The organism is Bacillus sp. T3, assembly GCF_033449965.1.
GTDB lineage: Bacteria > Bacillota > Bacilli > Bacillales > Cytobacillaceae > Bacillus_BU.
The window spans coordinates 1,636,308-1,661,838 of record NZ_CP137761.1 but is presented as its reverse complement, the minus strand read 5'-3'; the positions used below and the strand labels follow the sequence as shown (position 1 = coordinate 1,661,838).

Genomic DNA, 25,531 nt, shown 5'->3' with positions numbered 1-25,531 from the left:
CTAAATTTCAAAAAACAATCCCCCAATCGCTTAATGAAACCGGATTGAGGGATAAACTAATCTTATACCCAACCTAGCAATCTCGCAGTTTGTGCGATCACAAATGTGACAACTACGGCAATAACTGTTGGGATTAAAAAGGACAGAAACGTCCACTTTACATTTTTTGTTTCTTTATAAACATTCACTAAAGTTGTTCCACATGGGAAATGTAGCAATGAAAACAGCATCATATTCAAAGCGGTCAACCACGTCCAGCCATGCTCAATAAATATATTCTTTAAATCTTGGATTTCGTCCACTTCAATTAGCGCTCCAGTAGACAAATACCCCATTAGGAGGATAGGCAAGACGATTTCATTAGCAGGCAAACCAATTATAAATGCCATCAAAATAAAACCATCAAGTCCGAGTGTCTGTGCAATGGGATCTAAGAAATGAACAATGTAAAGCAACAAGCTTTGACCGTGTACATCAATATTTGCTAATACCCAGGTTAATATTCCAGCCTGGGCTGCTACTTTAACTGCACGAACTAACACGGAAAGAGAACGATTCAGCGAGGCTCTTATAACGGTATCAAATATTTTAGGCTTTCGATAGGGTGGCAGCTCTAATGTATAATGAGTTGGCACACCCTTCAATGCGGTTTTTGAGAGCACCCAAGATACAAAAAACGTGACAATTATTCCAAATAATACAATTCCAACTATGGCGGCGGTCGTCACAAGAGATGCCATTCCACCTGTAAAACCAGCTGCCATAAATAGCGAGGAGAGAACAATCAGGGTACCCCAGCGCCCGTTACATGGAACAAAGTTATTGGTTAGGATAGCGAGCATCCTTTCTCTCGGTGATTCAATGATTCGCGTTGACATAACCGCAGCGGCATTACATCCAAACCCCATTGCCATCGTCAATGATTGCTTCCCATGCGCCCCAACCCGTTTAAATAAACGGTCCATATTAAAGGCAACACGTGGTAAATACCCGTAATTTTCTAATAGTGCAAAGGTTGGGAAAAAAATAGCCATCGGCGGTAACATGACACTTATTACCCAGGTAGTTCCTCGATAAAGACCTAGTACGAGCAGGCCGTGAACCCAATCAGGTGCTCCAACTAAGGTAAAAAACGATGTTATATAACCTTCAATCCAGCCAAAAAACTGCGCAAGTAATGAAGAGGGAATATTTGCACCAGCAATGGTTAAATAGAACAATACACCTAACATCGTGAGCATGATTGGAAAGCCCCAAATTGGTGATGTAAAGATGGCGTCAAGCTTTTCAGAATGCGTATCCTTATGCGTCCCCTTGTAGCTGACAATGTCGTTAGTGAGCTGCTTGCTTCTCTGATAAATTCGCGTCACCATTTTATCGCGGAAATCTGCAGAAGACATTTCTGTCGCCTCATGAAGGAGTGAAGTTAATCGTTGGTCAAGACTGCTGTCCGTATTTTGCATACCCATAACTAGTACCTCCCCTTGTCGAGTTAGAAAGTCTTTTTTTCACCTCATCAATTAATGTAATATCCCCATCAAGAAGCCTAAGAGCAAGCCATCTAGCTGGTATCTTATCGGCAAATAAGGCTTTAATTTCTTTTTCCAATTTACTGATTTTCATTTCCATTTCTTCATCATAGGTTAGCAAATTAGGAGAACATGAGATTGCGCCTGTTAATAGACGATCGATCGTATCTAAAAGTGTGGAAATTCCAAGTTTATTTCGGGCAGAAAGTTTGATTACAGGGACTCCTAATTGTCTCATTAACATACTTTCATTTATGTTAATTCCCCGTTTTTCTGCCTCGTCGATTAAATTAATACAAACGATTACTTTTTCTGTCATTTCCAGCACTTGTAAAACAAGATTTAAATTGCGTTCAATTGCCGTTGCATCAACAACCACAAGAGTAATATCTGGTTTATCAAACACGATATAATTACGCGCGACTTCCTCATCCAACGAATTGGAAAACAGCGAGTACGTACCCGGTAAATCGATTAAACTGTACTGTATATTTTTATGAGAAAAGAATCCTTCTTTTAGATCGACGGTTTTTCCGGCCCAATTTCCAGTGTGCTGCTTCAAGCCAGTCAATAGATTAAACAACGTACTTTTTCCTGTATTTGGATTTCCAGCCAAAGCAATTCTGTAATGACTATGCATCCTTCACCAGCTCCCCAAAGATGTTTTTGCTTTCTTCCATCCTTAAAGCGATCGTTGTGTTGCTTACACGAAATGCGATTGGGTCACCCAGCGGACTTTTTCTTCCGACTTCTACAACTGCCCCAGGAACAAATCCCAAATCTAATAATCTTCGTCTCATTATTCCTTCGATAGACATTCCTTCAATTTTTATTAAGTCACCCTTTTGACCTTCAAATAGATTCATTTTTTTCACTTTGTCCACAACTATTTCCTCCTGGTCTATAATTTTTACCTAGTGCAACTTTTTATTTATAATATGATTTATATGCTTATTTCGTCAACAATTTTATCTTTTTTTGAAAATAAATTTGTTCAAAAAAAAACCGACATTTGGATGTCGGTTTTTGAAAAATAATTTATGAGAGTCTTCCTGGGGTGTATTTGTGAAGGTCATCGTCCTGTTGAACAAACCAATTTTCCTTTGGTACAACTGCGGAAATGATGAGGATTAGCGAAGGAATCTTCTCCACTCTGCAAACAATCATACCTATTTTTTCATTCATTATCACAAACGAATCTCCATGACTATACTTATTAAGCGCGCTTCCAATCTTCAATAATGGGGCAACAATTGCGTCTCTTTCATCAGCATCGATGGAAAGATGTGGCGAAAATCGAAAGATCCATTTTTCCTCTTCAATCGAAATACGATACATAAACTCACCCTCATCGAAAATTTTCTATCTAATAGCGCTATTCTCTTTATATAAACATATGAGAAAAGCAAAATATTATGAAACAAACTCTTAATGATGAGAAAATGAGGGATAAATATAGGGAAAATTGTCGTTTCTCTTCATTATAATCCAGGGTATTTTCGAGGTCCTTGCACAGCTAAGTAAAGCGTTTTCATCCCTTGACTGAAGCCATTTGTTCATGTATATTAAAATCATCATTAACAGAATTTATTTCCGGTTTTGTTAATAATAGAATCTTGAATAATTCTGTTCTATGATAATATTGATCTTCGACACTATCGTGTCTTGAAAGGCTTAGGAGGAAATAGAATTATGCAAAACGGTAAAGTAAAATGGTTCAACAATGAAAAAGGCTATGGTTTTATCGAAGTTGAAAATGGTGACGATGTATTTGTTCACTATTCAGCTATTCAAGGTGAAGGCTACAAAGCTTTAGAAGAAGGTCAAGAGGTTTCTTTCGAAATCGTTGAAGGCAATCGTGGACCACAAGCGGCAAATGTTGTAAAACTTTAATATCAATCCCAAATATATGTAATCAGGCTGGCTCTTTGCCAGCCTTTTTTGTTGTGTTAATTGGGCTCGCAACATATGTTTCCGAACTCGCAGTGATCGTAGACTGGCTTAATTTCCATTCTTTCCCCAAAAAGGAACACCAACTTTATTGCCCTAGGACAGTTTATTCCCGTAGCTTTTTAATTTTTCGCCAACACTGCATTGTGTGATACAAAAACGGTGTGCCGCCCTTCTCCCCTGTTCATTTTTTATGTGCTGATAAAGAAAACAGCCATTACAGTAGTGTTTCATCAGCTGTTCAACCTCTCTGAACAGTTGTTTTCGTGGCAAAAAGCCCACTCCTTTCTGAGATTTTTAAATGATTTGCATTTTACTTTGGACCATTTTTCCTTCTAGAGCCTGAGTAGCAAGTTTGTCCGCTTCCTTATTTTCATTTCGTGGAATCTGCGTGTAAGTCGGCTTGATTGCTAATTTTTCCATCTTTTGCTCAATTCGATCCAGCCAGCGGTTTAATTCCTCCTCATAGCACGGCCACTCTCCTTCAAGCTGCTTTAATACAACCTGGGAATCCCCTTTAAACTCACACGGAAGCCGATAAACACCCATCTCCTCGAGAACGTTCAACGCAAAGTAAAAGGCTGCATACTCCGCTTCATTATTTGTATCCATTTGATCAAATAGTTCATTCACACGAATACGATATTTCTTTTTTCCTTGGTTGAAGTATATGACCACACCTAAGCCTGCGCGGTTCGTTTCTTTATGAAAGCCCCCATCAAAATAAACTAAAATATCATTCGCTTCCTCTTCAGCTTCCGCTAACAGTTTTCGTAATTGTTTAAGATTCCAGTCTGTTCCCATTTCATCATAAAAGGTTAAATCAACGGCTTTCCCCGATTTCTCCAATTCTTCTCCAAGCTTTAGGGCAACTTCTCCAGCTTGAAGCTCTGAACTAAAAAGGACCGGCGGTATTCCTTTCCCTTTATACTTCCATTCGATTTTATATTTCATTTTATGCAACGCCCCCTATTAAATACTTTTGTACAATCATAATCTAGATTCAAACTATACATGTAGCAGTCTGTTTTATGTTACACTTACCTTTAGTTTACTCTGAATTGGAGGAAAATTACATTGTTTGAAATTTATATTGATGGGGCCAGTGCAGGCAATCCTGGACCTAGTGGTGCAGGTATTTTTATTAAAGGGAATGGCATTGTTGAAAAATATTCCATTCCACTTGGAAATATGAGTAATCATGAAGCAGAATATTATGCTTTTATAAAAGCACTTGAAATATGCATTGCGAAAGGTTACGATGTGGTTTCCTTCCGAACCGATTCAGAGCTTGTTAATCGAGGTGTTGAAAAAGAATTTGTAAAAAACAAACAATATGCACCTTTACTTGAACAGGCCTTAACGCTCACGAAACAGTTTAACTTGTTTTTTATGAAATGGATTCCTTCACGGGAAAGCCGGCAAGCAGATGAACTAGCCCGGGCAGCAATCAGGCTGAACGAAACGTCATAATTAGATCAAGGTGGTAACATGAAAAAATCTTTATATGCAGACATAAGTTTAATCGCAATAGCACTCGTTTGGGGCGCAACGTTTGTATTAGTGCAGAATGCCATCTCCTTCCTTCCCCCTTGTCCTTTAATGGAGTTCGATTTCTCATAGCGGCGTTGATTCTAGGTGGATGGCTCTTTTTTTCAAAAAAGAGCAGCTACTTTACTTTAATCGAAAATTATTGGTTTCCAGGAGTGATTATGGGGATTTGGCTTTTTCTTGGCTATGCAACCCAAACAATGGGACTGTTGTATACGACCTCTTCAAATGCTGGATTTATTACAGGTTTAAACGTTGTTTTGGTTCCACTTTTTTCGATTTTCATCCTTAAACAGCGACCTGGAATAAATGCAGTGGCTGGCGTGATCCTCGCAACAATAGGCTTATATTTATTAACGATGGCGAATTCAACAAGTTTAAATTTTGGTGATTTTCTTGTTTTCCTTTGTGCAATTAGCTTTGCTCTGCAAATCATCGTAACGGGAAAATATAGTTCGTCCCATCCTACGTTATTGCTAACGGTTGTGCAAATAGCAACTGTTGCCGTGTTGTCGATACTTTCTGCATTTTTCTTAGAAAATTGGCAACAAGCCTTTCAACCAGAAATCCTATTTAAAAAAAATGTAGTTAATGCCCTTTTAGTAACGGCTATTTTCGCAACAGCACTCGCTTTCTTTGCCCAAACCGCTTTCCAAAAATATACCACCGCAACAAGGGTAGCGTTAATTTTTGCACTTGAGCCGGTCTTTGCCGCTATTACAGCGTATTATTGGGGTGGGGAACGATTAACAGGCAGTGCAATCTTTGGCTGTGCCCTTATCTTTATGGGAATGATTTTTGCTGAATTACCCGTAAATAAGCTTTTTGCTTTGAATAAAAATAAAAATGTAGCATAATAAAAGGCTGACCCATTAGAGTCAGCCTTTTGATTTATATAATAATTAATTCCTTCTCTTTAACAAACTGTTCCGCTTCTTTTCGTGTCTTTATTCCGTTAGCCGTCAAAGTTTCTAACAACGAGATGTAGAAGCTTCCCTCAAATTGCAATTGTGCCTTCAGCGTTAATTCAATCGCTGCAATGATTAGTTCATCTGAAGCATTTGTATAGTGTTTGCCAAAATAAATAAACCCTACCGCATCTTCTTGGAATTGAAAGCCCTTACCTTCCAACTCACTTATGTAATCCTCTACTGTCACCACCGACTAACCAACCTCTCCTCCGACTAAACATCTCTTTAATCATATCTTAAATTTCGACATTTTTCTATCGTTTTTTCCGAGGACATAACCTAGGCTCCCTATAACAATTCCGAATATTGCACCACCAATAACCTCTTCTGGTTCGTGACCAAGAACTTCCTTTAATTTCTTTGGTGGCTTTTCTTCAAACTCGACCGACTCATCTTTCTTTATTTTTTCCACTAATTCATGAAGATCATTTACCTTTAAAGTTAATTGTCCTGCCTGTCTCCGGAACGCCTTGGGCATCATACATAACAATCAAGCCATAGACCAGTGAAAGCGCAAAATCAATGGTAGGAAACCCTCTTTTGAGTGCAATATAAGTCGTTAAGGATGTTACGCCAGCAGAATGAGAACTTGGCATTCCGCCTGTTTGAAAAAACAATTTAGGCTTCCATTCGCCTGATTTACGATAATGAAGGGGAATTTTCATTGCTTGTGCCAATCCCATGCTTAAAAGCGCAATAATCACACCTTTGTTCATTGTCCATCACCTCACTATTATTGTGAAGTATCATGAGTGGAAATATTCCAACTGGGAACAGTATTAACGTAGTTGATTGTTACCATTTTTAGTGGTTAGCGAGGTGAAGGTTTAATGGGAAGACATAAAAACCGTGGTACGAAAGCCCCAGGCGTGAATCCACAGGGCTATGGTCAAGACGCAGAGTTTTCAGAGGAACCAAAAAGTAAACTCGAAAATGCTGCGAAAAAAGCGAATACAAAAAGGTAATAAGAAAAGCGCAAGCGCCTTGCTCAGCGACGTATGGACTGGATCCCTACCGCCTGAGATAAAGGAAACACGATGAGCACGTAAGTAGCGAATCGATGTTGACTTATCGTAGGGAGGGAGGGTGAAGTCCACTAGGCGCTAGGCGCTGGAGCTAGACACCCATCAAAATTTTATACTATCTCGACTTATCAAAAAAACTGCCGAGAAAGCTCGGCAGTTTCTTATTCTTTTGATCGTCATTCTTTACTTTTGTTATACTCCGCTAAGTCATCCCTAACACTTTTTTCCCACAGCTTTACACCAGAGTTGTATGCGGCTCGATTGATTAGGTGACCTGAAATAGGCGATGTCATAAAAAGAAAGATAATTCCTAAAATAAGTCTCGAATTAAAATAACCCTCTAATGAAAAAAAATATAAAAAGGTTCCGAACAAAACAAACATTACTCCTAATGTTGCCGCTTTAGAGGCGGCATGATTTCTTGTGTACACGTCAGGAAGCCTGATTACACCAAAAGCAGCGATTAGGCATAAGACTGAACCAGCTAAAATAAAAAATCCGATAAGAAAATTAATGATTCCGCTCACGTTCAATAATCACTCCCTTCTCCAAATATTTGGCAAAGGCAACTGTGCCAATAAAAGCAAGAATACCAATTAGAAGGATGATCTCAAGAAATGCCGATGTCTTCAAAATAATCGAAGTTAATGCTGTCAGCGCTACAAGATTAATCCCTATTGCATCTAATGCAATAACTCTGTCAGGCATAGACGGGCCTATGATGACTCGATAAATAAGGAGTAGCATGGCAAGTGAACAAAATATTAAAGAGAAGCGAATCACGATTTCAAGCATCACCGGCTCACCTCCAATATCGCTTGTTCAAACGAATTTTTTATACTGTTGATTTCATCCTCTACTTCCCCCATATCCATGGCATGGACGAATAGCGTTTTATTGTCATCCGAAACATCAATGACTAACGTTCCTGGAGTTAGTGTAATCAAACTCGATAATAGCGTTATCTCCCAGTCTTTCGTTAAATCTGTTTGTAAGGCAAAAATTCCAGGCCGTAAATGTACTTTTGGTTTCATCACGATTTTCGTAATCGCGATATTCGATAAAACAAGCTCTTTAAGGAAAATAAAAGTAAGCTTAATAAAAGACCATACCCTAAATAAATAAAAACGGCTATTGAAAAAACGTCTTAGAACAAATATGACAAGGAGTCCAAATAAATAGCCTTTCATAAAGCTGACGGGATCATAGGCGACCTTAATAAACATCCATAAAAATGCTAGAACCACATTTAATAAAATTTGAAATGACATTTGGTTTTCACTCCTTTAAGACAGCATCAATATAACTGTTTGGATTCACTAAGGTATGTGCTGCCTGAGAAATATACGGTAAAATAGCTTCTGAACCAAAGCCTATTAGTCCAGAAAGTACAACTAAGATGACAGGAGCGATCAATAACCTCCGGAACAGGAGCATTTTCCTCACCTTTGTATGCACGTTTCTTTCCCCAAAAACCGTTAATAAATATTTTCATGACAGAAAATAAAACAAGTAAGCTTGACATTAAGACGAGGGCTGCACCAATATAGCTTTTTTCCTCCAAACCACCTTGGACAATCAGTAGTTTACCGACAAAACCGCTTAATGGGGGAATCCCAGCAAGCGCTAATGCTGCAATGAAGAATGTCCACCCTAATCCTGGATATGCATTAAGTAGTCCTGTAATGCTTTTCAAATTACTCGTCCCTGTTATCGCAATGATGATTCCGATAAGGAAGAAAAGAGCTGCTTTAATGATCATATCGTGAATTAAATAGTAGACAGATCCAGTTATTGAGGTTGGATTCAAAGTCGATATTCCATAAAGGATGACACCAATTGCTACGATAATATTGTAAATAATGATTTTCTTAACATCCCAATAGGCTATGGCTCCTATCACACCTACTACCACAGACAATAGTGCCAAGATTGAAAGGAGAGCAAAAGTATAGTCTTGATCATGATAAAAAAACAGCGTAAACGTTCTTGTTATAGCGTAAACCCCAACTTTTGTTAATAAAGCTCCGAAAAGAGCTAAAACAGGGGCAGGAGGTGCGTAATACGCTCCTGGCATCCAAAAGTACAACGGGAAAATAGCCCCTTTTAAGCCAAATACAATTAAGAACAGAACAGCAATAACCGTTAATATACCGGGCATTCCATTCGTGCTTGCTTCACTAATTCGTGCTGAAATATCAGCCATATTTAACGTACCTACAACTGAGTATAAAAAAGCAACTGCGATGACAAACAAAGCGGATGAAATAACATTAACGAGCAAATACTTTATTGACTCTCTTAATTGAATTGCTGTTCCACCGAGTACTAGCAAGACATAAGAAGACATAAGCATTACTTCAAAAAAGACGAACAGGTTAAAGATATCGCCAGTAGTAAATGCCCCATTAACACCCACTAACAAAAAATTTAATACGGGATAATAATAGTAGTTTTCTCGCTCTTTGCCAATTGAATGGAAGGAGTAAATTAAACAGACCAGTGCAATGATACTTGAAGTAAGGACAAGTAAAGCGGAAAACATATCCGATACTAATGTTATTCCAAAAGGCGCTTCCCAGCTGCTTATATTTAGGGTCTCAATTCCACTATTTCGAACTTTTTGGACGATTGAAAAGGATACAAATACCGTTAAAATAAATGAAAGAGTAGCGACAATCCTTTGGGCCATTATTCGTTTGTTAAGAAAAATTAATATTACCCCAATCAATAAAGGTATTAAAATGGGGAAAATGATTAAATTATTCATTTTGCTTTGTACCTCTCATTTCTTCCACATTATCCGTAGCTAGTTCTTGATACGATCGATACGCCAGAACTAAGAAAAAAGCAGTAACACCAAAGCTAATCACAATAGCAGTTAAGATTAAAGCTTGTGGTAATGGATCTGTGTATTGTTTTGCATTTTCCCCTAACAATGGGGCTGCTCCTCGTTTTAATCCCCCCATCGTTAAAATGAGCAGATGAGCGCCATGGCTCAATAATCCAGTCCCAACAATTATCCGTAACAAACTTTTTGAAAGCATTAAATAAGTAGCAGTCATAAATAAAACACCGATTACAAATGCCATTACTATTTCCATTACTCATCCTCCCCTATTGTTTGAATAATGGTCATCGTCACACCGACAACAACAAAATAGACTCCTAAATCAAATAGAGTAGCCGTATGGAGAGATAAATCACCTAGCATAGGCAGGTCAACATGGGTGAAGGCATGTGTTAAAAATGGTACATCAAATAAAAAAGCTCCTGCACTTGTTCCAATTGCAATTAATAGACCAATCGCTGAAATCATTCGATAATTAATAGGCAAAATCTTAGCCACAGTCTTAATATCATACGTAATCATTAACAGAACAATGGCTCCTGCAGTCATTAACCCACCAATAAAGCCACCCCCAGGGTAATAATGGCCAGCCGTGAAAATATAGACTGAATATAGGACGATAAAGAACAAAAGAACCTTAATGGACGTTTCGAGAATGACATTATTGGTTTTCTTCATCCTTCATCCCTCTTATTCAACCTTAATTTAATCATGCTATATATGCCTATCGAGGCAATCGTTAAGACCGTTATCTCAAAAAGTGTATCAAATCCACGGAAGTCGACTAAAATGACATTCACCATATTTTTTCCAGCAGCCTTCTCATACGTGTTTTCCACATAGTAATGGAAAATAGAAGGAAACAGTTTATTGCTATGTGCTGAAAGAGCAATCGCCGTTACGACAGCCCCTACACCAATAGAGATCACTGCATTCGTAAGTTTAAAGCTAATTCGAGAGTCATCCTTGCGAAATTTTGGCAGGTGATAAAAACAGACCAAAAAGAGCGCAACAGAAATGGTTTCGATTACAAGCTGTGTTAAGGCGAGATCTGGTGCCCGAAAGAGAACATAGAACAGTGAAACCGTATATCCTACAGCACCGAGTAATAGGATGGACGTCAATCTTGATTTTGCAAAGAGAATGCTAATCGAACCGACGACTACGAATATGGCTAAGATGATTTCGAATAACCCAATCGAGGATACATTGCCTGTCTCCAACTTAAAGGCATCTTTCCAAATCAGTGTTGCAGTCAAAATGAAAATAAAGAAAGAAAAAATATAGACAAGATAAGATCTGATTGACCCATTCATGTAAGAATTTGTTAACTTATAAGCCCCAGCATGAAACCATTCTAACAATTGATCATAGAATCGATTGAGTGCTAGCTTTTTCGGAATAGCTTGGTAAAGCCCCTTCCATTTAGGATAAGTAATATAAAGGATCGTTCCTGATAAAATGACTCCAATCGTCATCAAAAGCTCTACCGTAAAACCATGCCAGAAATAGATATGAACATCGAATTTTTCTCCACTGCTTAATAGACTTGGAAGGATCACCGACATCGCTGGCGAAATTAGACTATTTTCTAGCAGACGTGGAAAAAGTCCAAAAACAATGACAAGCAAGACTAAGACAAGCGGTGAAATCAGCAGGCCAATTGGCGCTTCATGTGGTTTCTTGACTAATTTTTCCGGCTGATATTTCCCAGTAAAGGTTTTGAAAACCAAAACCATGCTATAAACAAACGTAAAGATACTTGCAACCCAAGCTATGATCGGGAATAAAATCCCGAAAGTTTCCAGATTAAAAATATTCATTTCTGTTACATGGACCATACCAGTAAAAAACATTTCTTTACTTAAAAAACCATTAAACGGTGGAAGGCCCGCCATTGAGAATGCCCCAATGATTGAGATCGTAAATGTAATGGGCATGAAATGCATAAGACCGCCTAATTTACGGATATCCCTTGTGCCTGTTTCATGATCAATAATCCCTGCAGCCATGAATAAGCTTCCTTTAAAAGTTGCATGGTTAATTAAATGGAAAATTGCGGCTGTAATAGCCAGGGTAAAGATATTATCATCCAATGCTTCATAATGGAGTGCAGCTGCCCCGACTCCAAGTAAGCTCATAATCAGCCCTAGCTGACTAACTGTTGAAAAGGCTAAGATTCCTTTCAAATCCGTTTGTTTAACAGCAAAAAACGAACCCCAAAACAGCGTAATCACCCCTACACCTGAAACAAGCCAGAACCAAAGACTATGTTCACCAAACACCGGAGTAAATCTTGCTACTAAATAGATTCCAGCCTTTACCATCGTGGCGGAATGCAAATACGCACTAACAGGGGTAGGTGCTTCCATCGCATCGGGTAGCCAAATATAAAATGGAAATTGTGCAGATTTCGTAAATGCACCAAGCAAGATGCAAAGTAATGCTGGTACAAATAATGGGTGGTTAAAGATCTCGGTTGAGATGGCTATCGTTTCAGAAACACTAAAGGTTCCTGTCATTAAATAAAGTAGGATGAATCCCCCTAACATCGCTAGCCCACCAAAAACGGTGATAAGCATCGATTTTTGAGCTCCGTATCGCGATTTTTCTCGTTCGTGCCAAAAACCAATTAATAAAAAGGAAGAAAAGCTTGTTAACTCCCAAAAAGCATACATAACGATCATATTATCTGATAAGACAACTCCGAGCATGGCACTCATAAAGAGCAATAAGTAAACGTAAAAGGCATCTAGTTTTTCCTTATCCTTTGCTAAGTAATTAATCGAATAAAGAACAACTAATGCGCCAATACCTGAAATTAATAGAGCAAATAAAATACTTAAGCCGTCCACTTTAACAGTAAAATTTATCCCTAAAGAAGGAATCCAATTTAATGTTTCTGTAACAACCATCTGATCCGACGTTGCAGCTAAGAATGATACAAAATAAATAAATAAAAATATTGGAAGCGGTAATACAAACCAACCTGTATGAACTGAGCTAATTTTTTTATAGAAAAACGGAATAACAATTGCTAATAACAACGGCGCAAAAATCGCCAAATGCAGATAAGACAACTCAAAACCTCCTTAAATAAATGCTTTGTTAAAGAACAGTGTTGATTTTTGACTACTCTGTTGATTGGAGCGGAAATCAACAGACAAATTTAACACAGCCGTTAATATATAACCTTCTAATCTAAATAGTTTTAGAGTCACTACACCCTTTCATGTATAAAATTTTAATCAAACAAAAAAGAGCCTGTTACCAAAGGGCATAATTATCCCTTGGTGACAGACTCCTCCAAAAATTTTTCATATGATCATGTATACCTATGATACCATACAGGACCGTAAAGTTAACTTATAATTTTTTCTAAACCTTTAAATTCAAGATTTTCAAACATCTCTAAAGCCTTTGATTTGATAATGTTTATTTCTGAATGCTCAATATTATAATTCACAGGTACCTTGTTATAAATTTGTGCTAATTTTTTTGAGATTTCTAGGTTTTCTAAATCTATTTCAATCTTCTTTCTTTGGGCATTGGTTAATTTATCCAAATTCTCTAATAATCCATCTATCGAATTAAATTCTTTAATTAATTTAAGTGCAGTCTTTTCACCAATTCCCTTAACTCCAGGATAATTGTCAGATGAATCACCCATCAGTGCCTTTACATCACTAAATTGATTTGGTAAAATGCCATATTCTTCAAAAAATTTATCGATTGTAAATAGATCATAATTTCCAATACCCTTCTTCATGATTGCAATAGCAGTGTTATCATTTATTAGTTGTAATAAATCTTTATCGCCAGTAACTACAGTAATCTTTGTATCGTTACTTATTTCATCTACTATCGTGCCTATGCAATCGTCAGCCTCGTATCCTTTTATACCTACATTCGGAATATCTAGAGAAGAAACCAATTCTTTTACTAAACTGAATTGGGGTAATAGCTCTAATGGAGCCTCCGACCGGTTTGCTTTGTATTCAGGAAATATTTTCGATCTATGAGTTTGACCCTCCATGTCCCAACAACAGATAATATGGGTGGGATTAAAATTATCCTTTGCTGCAAATAAGTGCTTTACAAATCCGTATAGCGCATTAGTAGGTACACCTTTACTATTTATCATAAAATAGTTGTTCACAGCAGTAGCATAAAAAGAGCGAAATAAAAGTGCCATTCCATCTATTATCATTAAATGTTTGTTTGTCAATATATGAACTCCCCTTTTCCAAAGTAAAACAAGTAGTATTGTTCTGTAAGCAAACTAGTTTTATTATACTACAAGATAAATTAATAGTAGTCCAAATAATAGATGGTAAATATTAATTTATTTACGATAAGTTCCTACACAATTTTGTATTTCTTAGCTAACTCAATCCATTCACTTTTTTTCTTAAATCCTAGTTTTTGACCTATATTTCTTCTGTGTACCTCAACGGTTTTAATAGCTATGTTTAACCGGTTGCTATTTCCTTTTGTGTGTAACCAAGCACAGTAAAAATAAATACTTCTGTCTCTCTAGAAGATAAAGGAAGACTAGATTGTTCTGATACTTCTCCCTCAAAAATAGCCTCATTAAATACTCTTCTTCCAGCAAGTATATTTCGAATTTCTTTTATAATCTCATCGCCATCTAACTTTTTAATTAAAAAACCATCTGCTCCCAGATCGAATGCTTGTTTTTGATACTCTATTTCATCATGCATCGAAAAAATGGCAATTTTGACATCACTGGAAACCGACCGAAGTTCTCTTAAAACTTCTAGGCCTTCTAGTGGATAAGTCAATGATAAATCCAAGAGAACGAGATCCACTGGATACTTTAAGAACTGCTGAATCGCCTCCTGTCCATCTGAAGCGAAAAGAACCCCTTTAACATCCATCGTTTGTTTAATTAAAAGGGCTAGACCGTCCCTAACAATAGAGTGATCGTCAATAATTAGTACGTTCATTTTCTATCTCCCCTAATGGAACATAACCTTCAACGATTGTAAATTTCCCTTTCTCGCTAATCCACTGTATTTCTCCTCCAATCATATGAGTTCTTTCTATCATATGATATCGGCCAAGCCCTTTACTTTGCATGTTTTTTACATCAAATCCTATCCCATTATCAAAAATTTCAAACTGTAATTGATTCTCTCTTACTTTCACTTGAATGGATACAAACTCAGGATGACCATGTCTCACCGCATTTTGGACCGCTTCTTGAATAATACGAAAGATGTGTAAGGAATACTCCTTGGATAAAGGAATTCCTTCCAAATCAATATCAGCGGTACATTCTATTCCATAAATCACAGTCCAATCTTTGGCAGCTCTACGAAGCGCAGTTTCTAAGCCTAAATGTTCAAGCGTAGAAGGATGCAGCTCTTTCGATAAACGTTTAATATCTTCTAATGTTTTTTCCAAACCAGCCTCCATTTTGTTTAAATGGACTTTAAAATCCTCATCTTTGATATAGGATTTCATGGATTGCAATCCAAGAAAAACACTGTAAACAGTTTGGCCAATATGGTCATGTAGCTCCCTAGCGATACGCATCCTCTCAGCTTCTTGAGCTGACATCGTATCATGAATCAATAGTTGTTTAATTTTGAGTTGTTGTTTTTCTGTTGTCCATTTCGGATTTCGTAAAACAAGTACCCAATATTTTTGGTCTTTTATGAAGAAAGGGGATAGATTCATCTCGAAGGATTCATTTATCCCTTTATATGTTGGCATCGTAGCCTGAAAAGCTGGTAAGGGATCCGGATTAGCCAAAATACAACGTTCCTCATCTTCCTTGACGCAACGTATTTGACAATATGAACAGTAAGGAACGGGTTCACCTAGTTCCCAACCTGGTCATTTGGTGGGCTAACGGATTCATGTATGTAATTCGACGTGCACGATCCATGATGATTAATCCTTCTAGCATATGTTCAAAAGCTAGCTTAAACCACTCGACATCCATATCCATACACTTCCTAATGTATTTTTGACATTGTTAAATTTGTAAGTTGATTTCCGCTGCAGGTACTCCCTTTCCGCGGGGGAGTCTGGGAGCCTGTCTAACTGCAGCGGCTAAGGGCTCGGGGTCATAAGCCAATCCGTCAAGAAGGTCAAGGAACGACCTTCATGCCAGCTCGTCTTATGCCTGTCGCCCCTGGGCAAGCCGCTTCCGCTTTTCGTTCTCCTCGGCGCTTTAGCGCCTGTGGGGTCTCCCATGCCACCTTCTCCCGCAGGAGTCTCGCACCTTCCGCTCCAATCAACTCAGTGCTCAAAATACTCATTGTTCTTTAACACAGCCCTTTTTTATAACCTATAGCACATTGAGTTTTTTTAAAAAACTGGATTTTTTTCATTTCTTTCTTGGTAAGTATGATACACCAAAAATTACAAATACATATATATTTCGAAAATTTGTCACAATTTCAAATACTAATAAGGGAAAAACCTTATACGGACATAACAAATTTTTAAAATATTATATATAAGAACATTCCTTAGCTTGATAAATGCCTATTTGTTCTTTCAAAGGAGAATCAATCAGTTTTATTTACGAACAAAGGAGAGATGTGAGATTTGGGGCTGACTTAATAAATTAAAAAGGATTTTATTGTTGAAGTAAGGGAAAGGGGTACTTGTATGAAATTAAAAATGGCTTTATTAGCACTTGTTTTCACTATTATCACAATGCTTACAGGGTGCGAACCACTCATGGTTCTAAACCCAAAAGGGCCGCAGGCCGAAAGGCAAGCTCATGATATTTTGGTTTCGATTGGGATCATGTCATCGATTGTAATTGTTGTTTTTGTTATTTTGATTTATATGTTAGTTAAATATCGTGCTTCCAAGCAAAGTCCTAACTATGAACCACCCCACATTGAAGGGAGCAAATGGGTTGAACTTGTCTGTGTAGGAATACCAGTCATCATCGTTACTTATCTTTCGGTGGTATCTGTACAAAGCAACAATATTGTGGAGGCAAAACCACAAGGATATAAGGACAAAGAACCTCTTGTCATTTATGCTTCATCGTCAGACTGGAAATGGCATTTTAGTTACCCGGAAGAAAATATTGAAACGGTCAATTATTTGTATATCCCTACTGACCGTCCGATTGAATTCAAGCTCTATTCATACGGACCGATAACAAGCTTCTGGATTCCTCAGCTGGGTGGACAGAAATATGCAATGTCCGACATGGTAACAACATTACACTTAGCCGCTGATGAACCTGGAGAAATGATGGGCCGAAATGCGAACTTTAGCGGTAAAGGTGTTGCTGAAAATACGTTTAATGTTACGGCAATGTCCGAAAAGAAGTTCGATGAATGGACAAAAGATGTAAAGAGTACTGCTAAACCGCTAACTGAGGAAAAATTTAACGAAATATTAAAACCAGGGCATCTCGGACAAATGACCTTTACTGGTACTCACTTAGGATTTAGTCCTGCTCCAGAACACCTTCACCATGGGGAGACAGAAGACGAGTGTAATACTTCACCATCTCAGGGCACAGAACCAGGAAGTCATGAGTAATTGATGTTGAAAATAAGTAGTTGGAAAAATATTTTCCTTAAAGGAGTAAAGAACAGTGGAATTTTTTGAACAGTTTGCTGTACCACATCCTAGTCTCGCTATATATGTATCAATGGCTTTGATTGGACTAACAATGCTCGGAATTATCGCTGGATTGACCTATTTTAAAAAATGGGGTTATTTATGGCGTGAATGGCTGACAACGGTTGATCACAAACGGATCGGAATCATGTATTTATTTGCTTCTTTAATTATGTTATTCCGTGGTGGAATAGATGCAATCATGATGCGTGCACAACTTGCTATGCCGAATAATAAGTTGCTTGATGCCCAGCATTATAATGAGGTTTTCACCACGCACGGGGTCATCATGCTAATTTTTATGGCCATGCCTTTTATCTTTGCCTTTATGAACTATGTCGTTCCGTTACAAATAGGAGCTCGAGATGTTGCATTTCCAAGATTAAACGCCTTAAGCTTTTGGCTATTCTTCTTTGGTGCAATGCTATTTAATATCTCTTTTGTGGTCGGCGGGTCTCCTGACGCAGGGTGGACTTCTTATTTTCCACTTGCAGGGAATGATTTCAGTAAGTCAGTTGGAACGAACTATTATATGGTTTCCATTCAAATATCTGGCCTTGGGTCACTATTGACCGGAATTAACATGATCACGACCATTCTTAAAATGAGAGCACCAGGCATGACATTAATGAAAATGCCAATGTTCACATGGTCTGTTTTAGTTACAAACCTTATTATTGTGACAGTTTTCCCTGTTTTAACCGTTGCGCTTGTGATGGGAACGATGGACAGATTATTTGGAACCCACTTCTTCGCAACTACAAATGGCGGCATGGACATGCTCTGGGCCAACCTTTTCTGGGTTTGGGGACATCCTGAAGTTTATATCCTTATTTTGCCTGCCTTTGGTCTATACAGCGAAATCATCTCAACATTTTCTGGTCGAAATCTATATGGATATAAATCAATGGTTGCATCTATGGTTATTATTTCTGCTCTTTCCTGTATGGTTTGGGCGCATCATTTCTTTACAATGGGGCAAGGGGCAATAGCAAACAGCTTTTTCTCGATTACAACAATGGCTATTTCTGTTCCAACAGGGGTAAAGATTTTCAACTGGTTATTCACATTATGGAAAGGAAAAATCCGGTTTACCGTTCCGATGTTATACTCCGTCGGTTTTATTCCGTTATTTGTAATTGGTGGTATGACAGGGGTAATGCTGGCGATGTCGGCTGCTGACTACCAGTACCATAACACTATGTTCTTAGTCGCACACTTCCATAATACCCTTATTCCTGGTTTTGCATTTGCGATGCTTGCAGGTCTGACGTACTATTGGCCAAAAATGTTTGGCTTTATGTTAAATGAAAGAATTGGGAAATGGACATTCTGGCTTCTTACTATCGGATTTTCCTTCGCATTCTTCCCAATGTACATTACCGGTTTAGATGGACAGGCTCGTCGTATGTATACCTATTCAGAAGTAACCGGATATGGATTTTTAAATATGGTTTCATTTGTTGGAGCAGGTATTATGGCCATTGGCTTCGCTTTAATTGTCTACAATATTTATTACAGTGTCCGATATTCATCAAGAAATATTGGAGAGGATCCTTGGGATGCACGGTCGCTTGAATGGGCAACTCCTACTCCTGTACCTGGAATATAACTTTGCCATTGAACCGCATGTAGCTTCAACCCAAGCATTTTGGGATATGAAGAAAAAAGGTCATAATCTGTTTCCTGGAAAAGTAGAAAAAATTCATATGCCTAATAACAGCGGAGTTCCTTTTATCCTTAGTGCCATATTCTTTATCTGGGGCTTTTCCGTCATTTTCTCACTATGGATCCCGGTTATTATTTCTACTATTGGTATCGTTGTATGTTTGTTCCATCGCTCATTTGAAAAAGATCACGGACGATATATTTCTGTTGATGAAATAAAAAAAACTGAAACCAACTTGCGAGGTGTTATCTAATGAAAGTAGATCATACGCTTCCGTTAGAATATAGTACAAAACAAAATGATCTAAATATTTTTGGCTTCTGGGTTTTTCTTGCTGCTGAAATTATGCTTTTTGCGACTCTTTTTACGTCCTATTTTACACTAGAGCATAGAACTGGAATGGGTCCAAGTGGAGCTGAGATTTTCGAACTACCCCTGTTTTAATTGAGACGTTTATTTTATTAACAAGTAGTTTTACCATTGGCCTTGGTGTTCACGCAATGCGTATTGGACGCAAAAAAGCGATGATTTCATTCTTTATGATCACCCTTCTTCTTGGTCTAGCTTTCTTGGGCTTAGAAATCGATGAATTTATTACGTATATTCACGAGGGGGCAACCTTGCAGACGAGTGCGTTTACAGCTATTCTTATGACTACACTTGGAACACACGGAGCACACGTTACCTTCGGATTATTTTGGGGATCGCCATCCTTTTACAAGTGAAAAACCGAGGGTTAACGCCTGAAACAGCTAATAAATCATTTATTTTCTCATTATATTGGCATTTCTTAGATGTAGTCTGGATCTTTATCTTCAGCTTCATCTATTTGAAAGGAATGTTGTAGAATGAGCGAATTATTTCCACGTAAACAAATAATGGGATTCGTCTTTTCCATCTTTTTAACGCTAATAGCCCTTATGGTTTATTTCCTTCAGTTATCATTTGCACAAGGGATCACTATTTTAATGGTTACAGCGTTGGCCCAGGCTTTGTTACAACTAGTTTTCTTCATGCATGCTGGGGAAACCGAGGACAAATGGATTATATATGGAAAAATTCTTTTTATGGTTGCCATGGCCTTAATTACCGTTTTTGGAACACTACTCATTTTCCTTTGGGATATGTAGACAAAATAAAATAGAGAGTGTGTCTTATATAACTCTCATTCTCCTTTTCATCAATAAATAATAGGGGATGGTCATAATGACCATCCCCTATTATTTATTTTGCTATCACAATTCAGCTATTTTTTGGTACTTTAATTAATCTACCTGGTTTCACATCACTATGATTAAGTTGTTCATCTTTGCGGATGCAGCAAAGATATAGCTAAAGTCAATCACTGATTGTTCCAACCTCATTTTCATCATATGAAATCCAGTCACTAAAGCTACCGACATATAATCGGACATTTTCGTAACCCGCCTTTTTTAAGGCGATAAAGTTAGGTGCCGCCGTCACACCGGAGCCGCAATAAACGATAATTGGCTGCGACTTGCTTAGTTCTGCAAAGCGCTTTTCCTGCTCTGAAGCTGATTTATAAATTCCAGCTTCAAGTCCGTCTATCCAATTCTTATTGATCGCACCAGGGATGTGCCCTGCTTTTTTATCAATATGTTCTTCTATACCTTTATAGCGCTTTGGCTCGCGAGAATCGATTAACACCGTTTCGCCATTACCAGCCAAAACAATCCTTTTAACCTCTTCATAGGACGCGATAACATCATGATTTAGCGATACTTCAAACGACCCAATTGAATAAGTTGGGAACCCATTGTCAACGGGATAACCAGCAGCCTTCCAAGCACGGTAACCACCGTTTAATACCGCAACCTTACTATGCCCTAGATATTGGAGCAACCAATACAGCCTTGCTGCAAAGGCCCCATCACCTTGATCATAGGCAATAATCGTCGTATTCGTGCTAATTCCGGCTTGCTCTAGCTTCGTAACAAGCTCGGTCACGTCTGGCAAAGGGTGACGTCCCCCATGCATTGTGACAGGAGCGGACAAATCTTCTTCAAGGTGAAAATAAACCGCACCAGGAATATGATCGATTACGTATTCTTTTCTTCCCTCATCAGGTTTGCCGAGATAAAATCGGCAATCGACTACCCGAACCTGAGGGTCCTGTAAATGTTGCATTAACCATTCCTTTTCTAATACAGCGTCCACCTGATTTACCCTCCTACTCAATTACTCCGTTTTTCCATTAAGCGCTGAACGTGCTCTTTTGGTGTCCAACACTGAAATTGGTAGTGAGGCTGGGTTTCATAGCCTAGCCTACCACAGGAATAATTCATTCCTATTTCGGTTTTTTCCGGAACGAAAATGAACACATGTCGCACATGCATGAAATCGATTTTTCAAGTTCTCACCCTATTTATCAAACCATATTTCTACTACAATTGTCTAATCTGTTTTTCCACATCTATTAATGTTTCAATAGGGAACTCATCACTAAGTGAGGCGATGATTCCTTTATAGTACTCATCAATTTGTTCAGTAATATGGTCCATTAAACATGCTGTCTCGGCTTCGAGAGCATTTACATAGTAGGCCTTGACCTGCTCGCCTTCCCCTTGCAAAAATTGATCAGCTGGCTCCTGCATCACTTTTTCAAGTTCTTCTTGCATCAATTTTTTCTCGTTTTTTTCGAAAAACGCTTTAGCATTTTTATAGAATGAAAGAGCCTTGTGGAACAGCTTCATATCAATTGTTTGGAACGCATTTGCCACCTGCAAGCCGTCGATTTTTTCCAATTCAAACTGTGTAAACGATAAATCACGATTCTTTTCTTTCAACTCAAGAACTAAATGCTCGAAGCGCTCCTTTAAAATTTTGCCGATAAACGCTTCTAATCGAACAGTCGTTGCGCGTATTTCTTGAGCAAAATCATAACCTAATGATTCAATTAATTCCTGTAAGGCCATGTTTAAGGCTTTCTTAATATTTCGGCCGTCCTCTTTTAGCACAGAAGGATTGAACGATTCTTTGAAAAAGTCTCCAAAACGATAAAAGACCCTTTGTTTAATGTAATAAAGTAATTCATCAGCTTCTTGTATTAAACGTTTTTTCAAGAAATCTTCTGATTGCTCGTTTAAGAATTGATGTATTTGTTCCTGCTCAGCGATTGCTCCCAGTCGTTTTGCTTCTTTGACCGATTGATCCTCTTGAGCCGAAGAGATCATTTGTTTGAGAATTTGAATGGTACGCTGATGTTCTGCTTGAGCGGCATCGACGACCATTTTCTTCAAATCGCCCGAAATAAAATGGTAAAAGGCCTGTTCGAATTGGTGAATTCTTGACTCATTCGTCTTTAATTGTCCAAGCTTTTCTTGAATGGCAAGTAAGCTTGAAATCGCAAACATGTTGGGCTTTCTAATACCATAGCCGACAAGCTGATCCTTGACGTAATCAATAACGGAACCCATTTCTTCCGGACTATTGGCAAGATCAATCGCATTGATGATAAAGAACATCTTATCCAGCTCAAAGCTATCCTTAACACGGCCTAACTGAATTAAAAACTCCCGATCGGCCTTTGAGAAAGCATGATTATAATAAGTAACAAATAAAATAGCATCCGAGCTCTTAATGTAATCAAATGCCACATTTGTATGGCGGGCATTGATTGAATCTGCCCCTGGTGTATCAACTAGCGTGATCCCCTCTTTTGTAAGTGGACAATCGTAATATACATCGATCCATTCGACTAGACAGGACTTTTCTTCCTGTGCAACAAAGTCTCGGAATGTTTGCAAATCGGTTTCCAGCAGAGTTCCTAGGCGGTTCTCATAGTGGGCATAACCGTTATAGAAGGCTCTTAAAAATGCATAGTGCACCTTACTATAGGCATCTAAATGCTCTTCTGACCCTAATACTTTTTCAATCGCCTTGACTGCCGCTGCAAAGTCGATTGCATTGAAATCAAAGATGGCTAACGAACGTCGAACATCTTCTAATAACGCGTCAGGATTTTTAAGCTTGACGATGACTGTTCCATGTGGATGATTGGCATCGATCGGCTTGATTCTGTTAATGGCGGCAGTCGTTGGATTTGGTGAAACTGGCAGAATTTTTTCACCGATTAACGCATTCGCAAACGAAGACTTTCCTGCACTGAATGCTCCAAACAATGCAACGGTGAATTGTTGACTTTCAAGTCTGCCTGCTCTAACCTTTAACTCCGTAGAAATCTTCTCTAAGCCAGGAATATCCTGCACCTTTTCTGCAGAAAAACGGAGATGAGAAACGATCCGCTCAACCTGTTCCTTGGAAATGACATCAGCCGAGTCTTCAATGTGTTCTTCTTCTAAAATAGCAATCTCTGAAACATCCTTATTAGAATCAGAATTCTGCAGCGCTGAATTCCGCACCACTTCGACTTCCTCATCAATAATCTGTGCTAAGCTTTCAGCAACGTCAGTGTACGCTTTATAATCAATATTTCCAGTTAAGGTTTGTTCGATTGTTTCAGATATTTGTTCATGTCGTGCGAAAATCGAATTTAATTGTTCAACTGTCTTTTGATATTCCTGTAATTGTGAAAGTTCAGCAGTTAAAGCGCTAGATTCCTTTGCATTTTTTCTACTTAATTCCTTGAGATAGAGCTCCTTCCACTCAACAATTGCCTTTTTGGATAGCCTTTTCAAAGAATTAGCCACATCATTCGTGTAATTTAGAACATATTCCCCAGAAAGCCTTGCACCAGACTTTAGGTTTTGATCTAGCAAGTCTTTTTCAAATGATACCTTAATCGCCTGTGCAGCTTCCATTAGCTCAGGCTTTTCAGCATTATTTTCCTTTAAGGTGTTTAATGCTAATTGACGTAAATGCCATTCAATTTGCGATTTGACTCGTTCAGAAAGATCCTCAAATAAACGCTCGCGCCGTTGATTTCTTTCCTGCTCGGTTTTATTTTTTGCGAAAAAGAGGCCGACCTTAAACTCTGGCTGACAAGCCTCGATATATTGTTGTGCAAGCTCCCTTGTTTGGAATGGCATAATGTAAGCACTATCAAGAATTTCATCGACTTCATCATTTATACCATCACTGCTCGCTTCAATTGCTGCTTTCATATCTTGAAGCATCAGCTCTAATTGATGAATTCGGTCCTTTAATGCTGTTCGTTCTTCCTGATTAAAATCAGACAGCTTCTCCTCAAAAGTTTGAATATCCACCTGATCCTGTTCCTTCACAAATTTAATGTGATCATTCGTCAATTTAACAAGTGAATGTAGAATTGAACTTGGCAGGTTTTCTTCTCGTTTTGCAATCTTTTCATGCAGAAGTTCCTGAAGCTTTTTAAATTGATTATGTGGATGCTCACCATGCTTTAATGATGTATATAAAATGTATTCTGGTCTCACTCCCCATGATGCGAACGATTGCAGAACACTTTCTTTAAATCCATCAAAGCTTAATTCCTCATCACGGTGCTTATCAATTTGATTGATAACCAGACATAATTGTTTCCCAGCTTGGGTTAATTCTTTCGTAAAGAGGAAGTTAACTTCCGATTGGACATGATTGTAATCCATTACATAAAAAATGAGATCAGCTAAATGTAGTGCAGACTCGGTTGCGATTCGATGGGCATCATCAGTGGAATCAATCCCAGGTGTATCCATGATGATGACATTGTTCGGAAGACTTGAATTTTGATGGCTTATTTCAACAGCTTCAATTTCGTCGCCATCCTTACAATACGTTTTCACTTTCTCATAATCATAAGGAGCTAAATAAACCCTAGGCTTCCCCTTTTTAAAAATAACCTTTGCATACTCATCGCCCGTTTTCACTTTAACAAGGTTTGCACTTGTCGGAATCGGGCTTGACGGCAGCAAGTTATCCCCCACTAATTTGTTTATCATCGTTGATTTACCTGCTGAGAAGTGGCCGCAAAACGCAATTGAAAATTCCTGTTGGCTTAATTTTTTTGCCAATTGTTCTGCTCTTTGTGCTGTTTGTTCATCTTGATTCTGTCTGAAAAGCTCGTATAACACCGCAATCTTTCCAAGTAAAGATTGCTCCTTTTGTTCTAATATTTGCACCATAACTATACCCCTTGTCCCCCAATATTTCATTATCACTTTATTTTATCCGATTTTTCTAAATTTTCCTACCTAAATGTATTTTCTATATCAAAATGGTGATTCAATCAATATTGTAACAAAATTAATACTCAAACTTACAAAGAAAAAATAAAAAACCCGGACAATTTAGCCCAGGCAAAAGTGTATTAAATTATTATCTTTGAGATGGTTTAGCTACGTTATTTAGAACGTGTTTCATTAAAAAGGAATAGCCAACAACAGTCGAAGCGATTAGCATTGCAAGCATATGTAACACCA

25 protein-coding genes and 5 pseudogenes are annotated in these 25,531 nt (G+C 38.1%); 8 read left to right on the top strand and 22 right to left on the bottom strand.

What is annotated here, in order from left to right; all coding sequences use genetic code 11:
• Positions 1–62 precede the first annotated feature (62 nt).
• From RGF10_RS08590 to RGF10_RS08575, 4 genes are all read right to left on the bottom strand, one after another.
• Positions 63–1,463, bottom strand: coding sequence for a nucleoside recognition domain-containing protein (locus tag RGF10_RS08590; RefSeq protein WP_412176721.1), 1,401 nt, complete (start codon positions 1,461–1,463; stop codon positions 63–65).
• Positions 1,438–2,169 (bottom strand): FeoB small GTPase domain-containing protein, encoded by a 732-nt coding sequence (locus RGF10_RS08585; protein ID WP_318508637.1) that lies wholly within the window; start codon positions 2,167–2,169, stop codon positions 1,438–1,440. The genes RGF10_RS08590 and RGF10_RS08585 overlap by 26 nt, the downstream gene beginning before the upstream one ends.
• Positions 2,162–2,395, bottom strand: coding sequence for a FeoA family protein (locus tag RGF10_RS08580; RefSeq protein ID WP_412176720.1), 234 nt, complete (start codon positions 2,393–2,395; stop codon positions 2,162–2,164). Before RGF10_RS08580 ends, RGF10_RS08585 begins: the two co-directional genes overlap by 8 nt.
• Positions 2,396–2,567: 172 nt before the next feature.
• Positions 2,568–2,867 (bottom strand): hypothetical protein, encoded by a 300-nt coding sequence (locus RGF10_RS08575; RefSeq protein WP_318508635.1) that lies wholly within the window; start codon positions 2,865–2,867, stop codon positions 2,568–2,570.
• A gap of 354 nt (positions 2,868–3,221) precedes the next feature.
• Between RGF10_RS08575 and cspD the strand changes: the two genes are divergently transcribed.
• Positions 3,222–3,422: a cold-shock protein CspD gene (gene cspD, locus RGF10_RS08570; protein WP_318508634.1), complete on the top strand. Its 201-nt coding sequence runs from the start codon at positions 3,222–3,224 to the stop codon at positions 3,420–3,422.
• A gap of 153 nt (positions 3,423–3,575) precedes the next feature.
• Here cspD and RGF10_RS08565 read toward each other — a convergent pair whose 3' ends face one another.
• Both RGF10_RS08565 and RGF10_RS08560 read right to left on the bottom strand, forming a co-directional pair.
• Entirely contained in the window at positions 3,576–3,761 is a 186-nt protein-coding gene (locus RGF10_RS08565; protein WP_318508633.1) for a zinc-finger domain-containing protein, read from the bottom strand.
• Between the two features lie 15 nt (positions 3,762–3,776).
• Positions 3,777–4,433 (bottom strand): reverse transcriptase-like protein, encoded by a 657-nt coding sequence (locus RGF10_RS08560; protein ID WP_318508632.1) that lies wholly within the window; start codon positions 4,431–4,433, stop codon positions 3,777–3,779.
• Between the two features lie 123 nt (positions 4,434–4,556).
• Here RGF10_RS08560 and RGF10_RS08555 point away from each other — a divergent pair, with 123 nt between their 5' ends.
• Positions 4,557–4,952, top strand: a complete 396-nt coding sequence (locus RGF10_RS08555) for a reverse transcriptase-like protein (protein ID WP_318508631.1) — start codon at positions 4,557–4,559, stop codon at positions 4,950–4,952.
• Positions 4,953–4,970: 18 nt separating this feature from the next.
• Positions 4,971–5,887 (top strand): annotated as a pseudogene (locus tag RGF10_RS08550) (DMT family transporter).
• Positions 5,888–5,921: 34 nt separating this feature from the next.
• Here the strand turns inward: RGF10_RS08550 and RGF10_RS08545 are convergent.
• Positions 5,922–6,191 (bottom strand): DUF6123 family protein, encoded by a 270-nt coding sequence (locus RGF10_RS08545; RefSeq protein WP_318508630.1) that lies wholly within the window; start codon positions 6,189–6,191, stop codon positions 5,922–5,924.
• A gap of 39 nt (positions 6,192–6,230) precedes the next feature.
• A pseudogene (locus RGF10_RS08540) lies at positions 6,231–6,717 on the bottom strand (divergent PAP2 family protein).
• A 114-nt stretch (positions 6,718–6,831) separates the two neighbouring features.
• On the opposite strand from RGF10_RS08540, the gene sspL reads away from it, so the two are divergent.
• Complete coding sequence (gene sspL / locus RGF10_RS08535; RefSeq protein ID WP_318508629.1) at positions 6,832–6,966, top strand: small, acid-soluble spore protein L; 135 nt, start codon at positions 6,832–6,834, stop codon at positions 6,964–6,966.
• 236 nt (positions 6,967–7,202) lie between these two features.
• Here the strand turns inward: sspL and mnhG are convergent, their stop codons facing one another.
• The 12 genes and pseudogenes from mnhG to RGF10_RS08480 form a co-directional block, all read right to left on the bottom strand.
• Positions 7,203–7,553, bottom strand: a complete 351-nt coding sequence (gene mnhG, locus RGF10_RS08530) for a monovalent cation/H(+) antiporter subunit G (protein WP_318508628.1) — start codon at positions 7,551–7,553, stop codon at positions 7,203–7,205.
• Positions 7,537–7,821, bottom strand: coding sequence for a Na(+)/H(+) antiporter subunit F1 (locus RGF10_RS08525; protein WP_318509384.1), 285 nt, complete (start codon positions 7,819–7,821; stop codon positions 7,537–7,539). The genes mnhG and RGF10_RS08525 overlap by 17 nt, the downstream gene beginning before the upstream one ends.
• Entirely contained in the window at positions 7,821–8,297 is a 477-nt protein-coding gene (locus tag RGF10_RS08520; RefSeq protein ID WP_318508627.1) for a Na+/H+ antiporter subunit E, read from the bottom strand. Before RGF10_RS08520 ends, RGF10_RS08525 begins: the two co-directional genes overlap by 1 nt.
• A gap of 7 nt (positions 8,298–8,304) precedes the next feature.
• A pseudogene (locus RGF10_RS08515) lies at positions 8,305–9,796 on the bottom strand (Na+/H+ antiporter subunit D).
• Positions 9,789–10,130 (bottom strand): Na(+)/H(+) antiporter subunit C, encoded by a 342-nt coding sequence (locus RGF10_RS08510; RefSeq protein ID WP_318508626.1) that lies wholly within the window; start codon positions 10,128–10,130, stop codon positions 9,789–9,791. The pseudogene RGF10_RS08515 and the gene RGF10_RS08510 overlap by 8 nt, the downstream one beginning before the upstream one ends.
• Complete coding sequence (locus tag RGF10_RS08505) at positions 10,130–10,555, bottom strand: Na(+)/H(+) antiporter subunit B (RefSeq protein WP_318508625.1); 426 nt, start codon at positions 10,553–10,555, stop codon at positions 10,130–10,132. The genes RGF10_RS08510 and RGF10_RS08505 overlap by 1 nt, the downstream gene beginning before the upstream one ends.
• Positions 10,552–12,957, bottom strand: a complete 2,406-nt coding sequence (locus tag RGF10_RS08500; RefSeq protein ID WP_318508624.1) for a Na+/H+ antiporter subunit A — start codon at positions 12,955–12,957, stop codon at positions 10,552–10,554. Before RGF10_RS08500 ends, RGF10_RS08505 begins: the two co-directional genes overlap by 4 nt.
• 281 nt (positions 12,958–13,238) lie before the next feature.
• The gene (locus tag RGF10_RS08495; protein WP_318508623.1) at positions 13,239–14,105 is read right to left on the bottom strand and encodes a 5'-3' exonuclease; all 867 of its coding nucleotides are present in this window, start codon (positions 14,103–14,105) and stop codon (positions 13,239–13,241) included.
• 134 nt (positions 14,106–14,239) lie between these two features.
• Positions 14,240–14,341, bottom strand: a complete 102-nt coding sequence (locus RGF10_RS23795; protein ID WP_412176719.1) for a LuxR C-terminal-related transcriptional regulator — start codon at positions 14,339–14,341, stop codon at positions 14,240–14,242.
• Between the two features lie 8 nt (positions 14,342–14,349).
• Positions 14,350–14,847: a response regulator gene (locus RGF10_RS08490; RefSeq protein WP_318508622.1), complete on the bottom strand. Its 498-nt coding sequence runs from the start codon at positions 14,845–14,847 to the stop codon at positions 14,350–14,352.
• Positions 14,828–15,658 carry a sensor histidine kinase gene (locus RGF10_RS08485; protein WP_318508621.1) on the bottom strand — a complete coding sequence of 277 codons (831 nt, stop codon included), beginning with the start codon at positions 15,656–15,658 and terminating at the stop codon, positions 14,828–14,830. Before RGF10_RS08485 ends, RGF10_RS08490 begins: the two co-directional genes overlap by 20 nt.
• 64 nt (positions 15,659–15,722) lie before the next feature.
• Positions 15,723–15,851, bottom strand: coding sequence for a PAS domain-containing protein (locus RGF10_RS08480; protein WP_318508620.1), 129 nt, complete (start codon positions 15,849–15,851; stop codon positions 15,723–15,725).
• 674 nt (positions 15,852–16,525) lie between these two features.
• Here RGF10_RS08480 and qoxA point away from each other — a divergent pair.
• The 4 genes and pseudogenes from qoxA (at position 16,526) to qoxD (ending at position 20,302) form a co-directional block, all read left to right on the top strand.
• On the top strand, positions 16,526–17,422 hold the full coding sequence (gene qoxA, locus RGF10_RS08475; RefSeq protein ID WP_318508619.1) for a cytochrome aa3 quinol oxidase subunit II: 897 nt from the start codon (positions 16,526–16,528) through the stop codon (positions 17,420–17,422).
• A gap of 55 nt (positions 17,423–17,477) precedes the next feature.
• Positions 17,478–19,425: pseudogene (qoxB, locus tag RGF10_RS08470) on the top strand (cytochrome aa3 quinol oxidase subunit I).
• Positions 19,425–20,019: pseudogene (gene qoxC, locus RGF10_RS08465) on the top strand (cytochrome aa3 quinol oxidase subunit III). Before qoxB ends, qoxC begins: the two co-directional pseudogenes overlap by 1 nt.
• A 1-nt stretch (position 20,020) precedes the next feature.
• On the top strand, positions 20,021–20,302 hold the full coding sequence (qoxD, locus tag RGF10_RS08460; protein WP_318508618.1) for a cytochrome aa3 quinol oxidase subunit IV: 282 nt from the start codon (positions 20,021–20,023) through the stop codon (positions 20,300–20,302).
• Between the two features lie 208 nt (positions 20,303–20,510).
• Here qoxD and RGF10_RS08455 read toward each other — a convergent pair whose 3' ends face one another.
• Positions 20,511–21,350, bottom strand: a complete 840-nt coding sequence (locus tag RGF10_RS08455) for a sulfurtransferase (RefSeq protein ID WP_318508617.1) — start codon at positions 21,348–21,350, stop codon at positions 20,511–20,513.
• A gap of 227 nt (positions 21,351–21,577) precedes the next feature.
• Entirely contained in the window at positions 21,578–25,234 is a 3,657-nt protein-coding gene (locus RGF10_RS08450) for a dynamin family protein (protein WP_318508616.1), read from the bottom strand.
• Positions 25,235–25,531: the final 297 nt, after the last annotated feature.

Bases quoted from the DNA above. Each gene is read 5' to 3' on its own strand.
- qoxA (WP_318508619.1), top strand. From the start codon at position 16,526: ATGAAATTAAAAATGGCTTTATTAGCACTTGTTTTCACTATTATCACA.
- cspD (WP_318508634.1), top strand. From the start codon at position 3,222: ATGCAAAACGGTAAAGTAAAATGGTTCAACAATGAAAAAGGCTATGGT.
- RGF10_RS08575 (WP_318508635.1), bottom strand. From the start codon at position 2,867: ATGTATCGTATTTCGATTGAAGAGGAAAAATGGATCTTTCGATTTTCG.
- RGF10_RS08580 (WP_412176720.1), bottom strand. From the start codon at position 2,395: ATGAATCTATTTGAAGGTCAAAAGGGTGACTTAATAAAAATTGAAGGA.
- RGF10_RS08490 (WP_318508622.1), bottom strand. From the start codon at position 14,847: ATGAACGTACTAATTATTGACGATCACTCTATTGTTAGGGACGGTCTA.
- RGF10_RS08510 (WP_318508626.1), bottom strand. From the start codon at position 10,130: ATGGAAATAGTAATGGCATTTGTAATCGGTGTTTTATTTATGACTGCT.
- RGF10_RS08480 (WP_318508620.1), bottom strand. From the start codon at position 15,851: ATGGATGTCGAGTGGTTTAAGCTAGCTTTTGAACATATGCTAGAAGGA.
- RGF10_RS08585 (WP_318508637.1), bottom strand. From the start codon at position 2,169: ATGCATAGTCATTACAGAATTGCTTTGGCTGGAAATCCAAATACAGGA.
- RGF10_RS08520 (WP_318508627.1), bottom strand. From the start codon at position 8,297: ATGTCATTTCAAATTTTATTAAATGTGGTTCTAGCATTTTTATGGATG.
- sspL (WP_318508629.1), top strand. From the start codon at position 6,832: ATGGGAAGACATAAAAACCGTGGTACGAAAGCCCCAGGCGTGAATCCA.
- RGF10_RS08560 (WP_318508632.1), bottom strand. From the start codon at position 4,433: ATGAAATATAAAATCGAATGGAAGTATAAAGGGAAAGGAATACCGCCG.
- RGF10_RS08525 (WP_318509384.1), bottom strand. From the start codon at position 7,821: ATGCTTGAAATCGTGATTCGCTTCTCTTTAATATTTTGTTCACTTGCC.
- RGF10_RS08505 (WP_318508625.1), bottom strand. From the start codon at position 10,555: ATGAAGAAAACCAATAATGTCATTCTCGAAACGTCCATTAAGGTTCTT.
- RGF10_RS08450 (WP_318508616.1), bottom strand. From the start codon at position 25,234: ATGGTGCAAATATTAGAACAAAAGGAGCAATCTTTACTTGGAAAGATT.
- qoxD (WP_318508618.1), top strand. From the start codon at position 20,021: ATGAGCGAATTATTTCCACGTAAACAAATAATGGGATTCGTCTTTTCC.
- RGF10_RS08590 (WP_412176721.1), bottom strand. From the start codon at position 1,463: ATGCAAAATACGGACAGCAGTCTTGACCAACGATTAACTTCACTCCTT.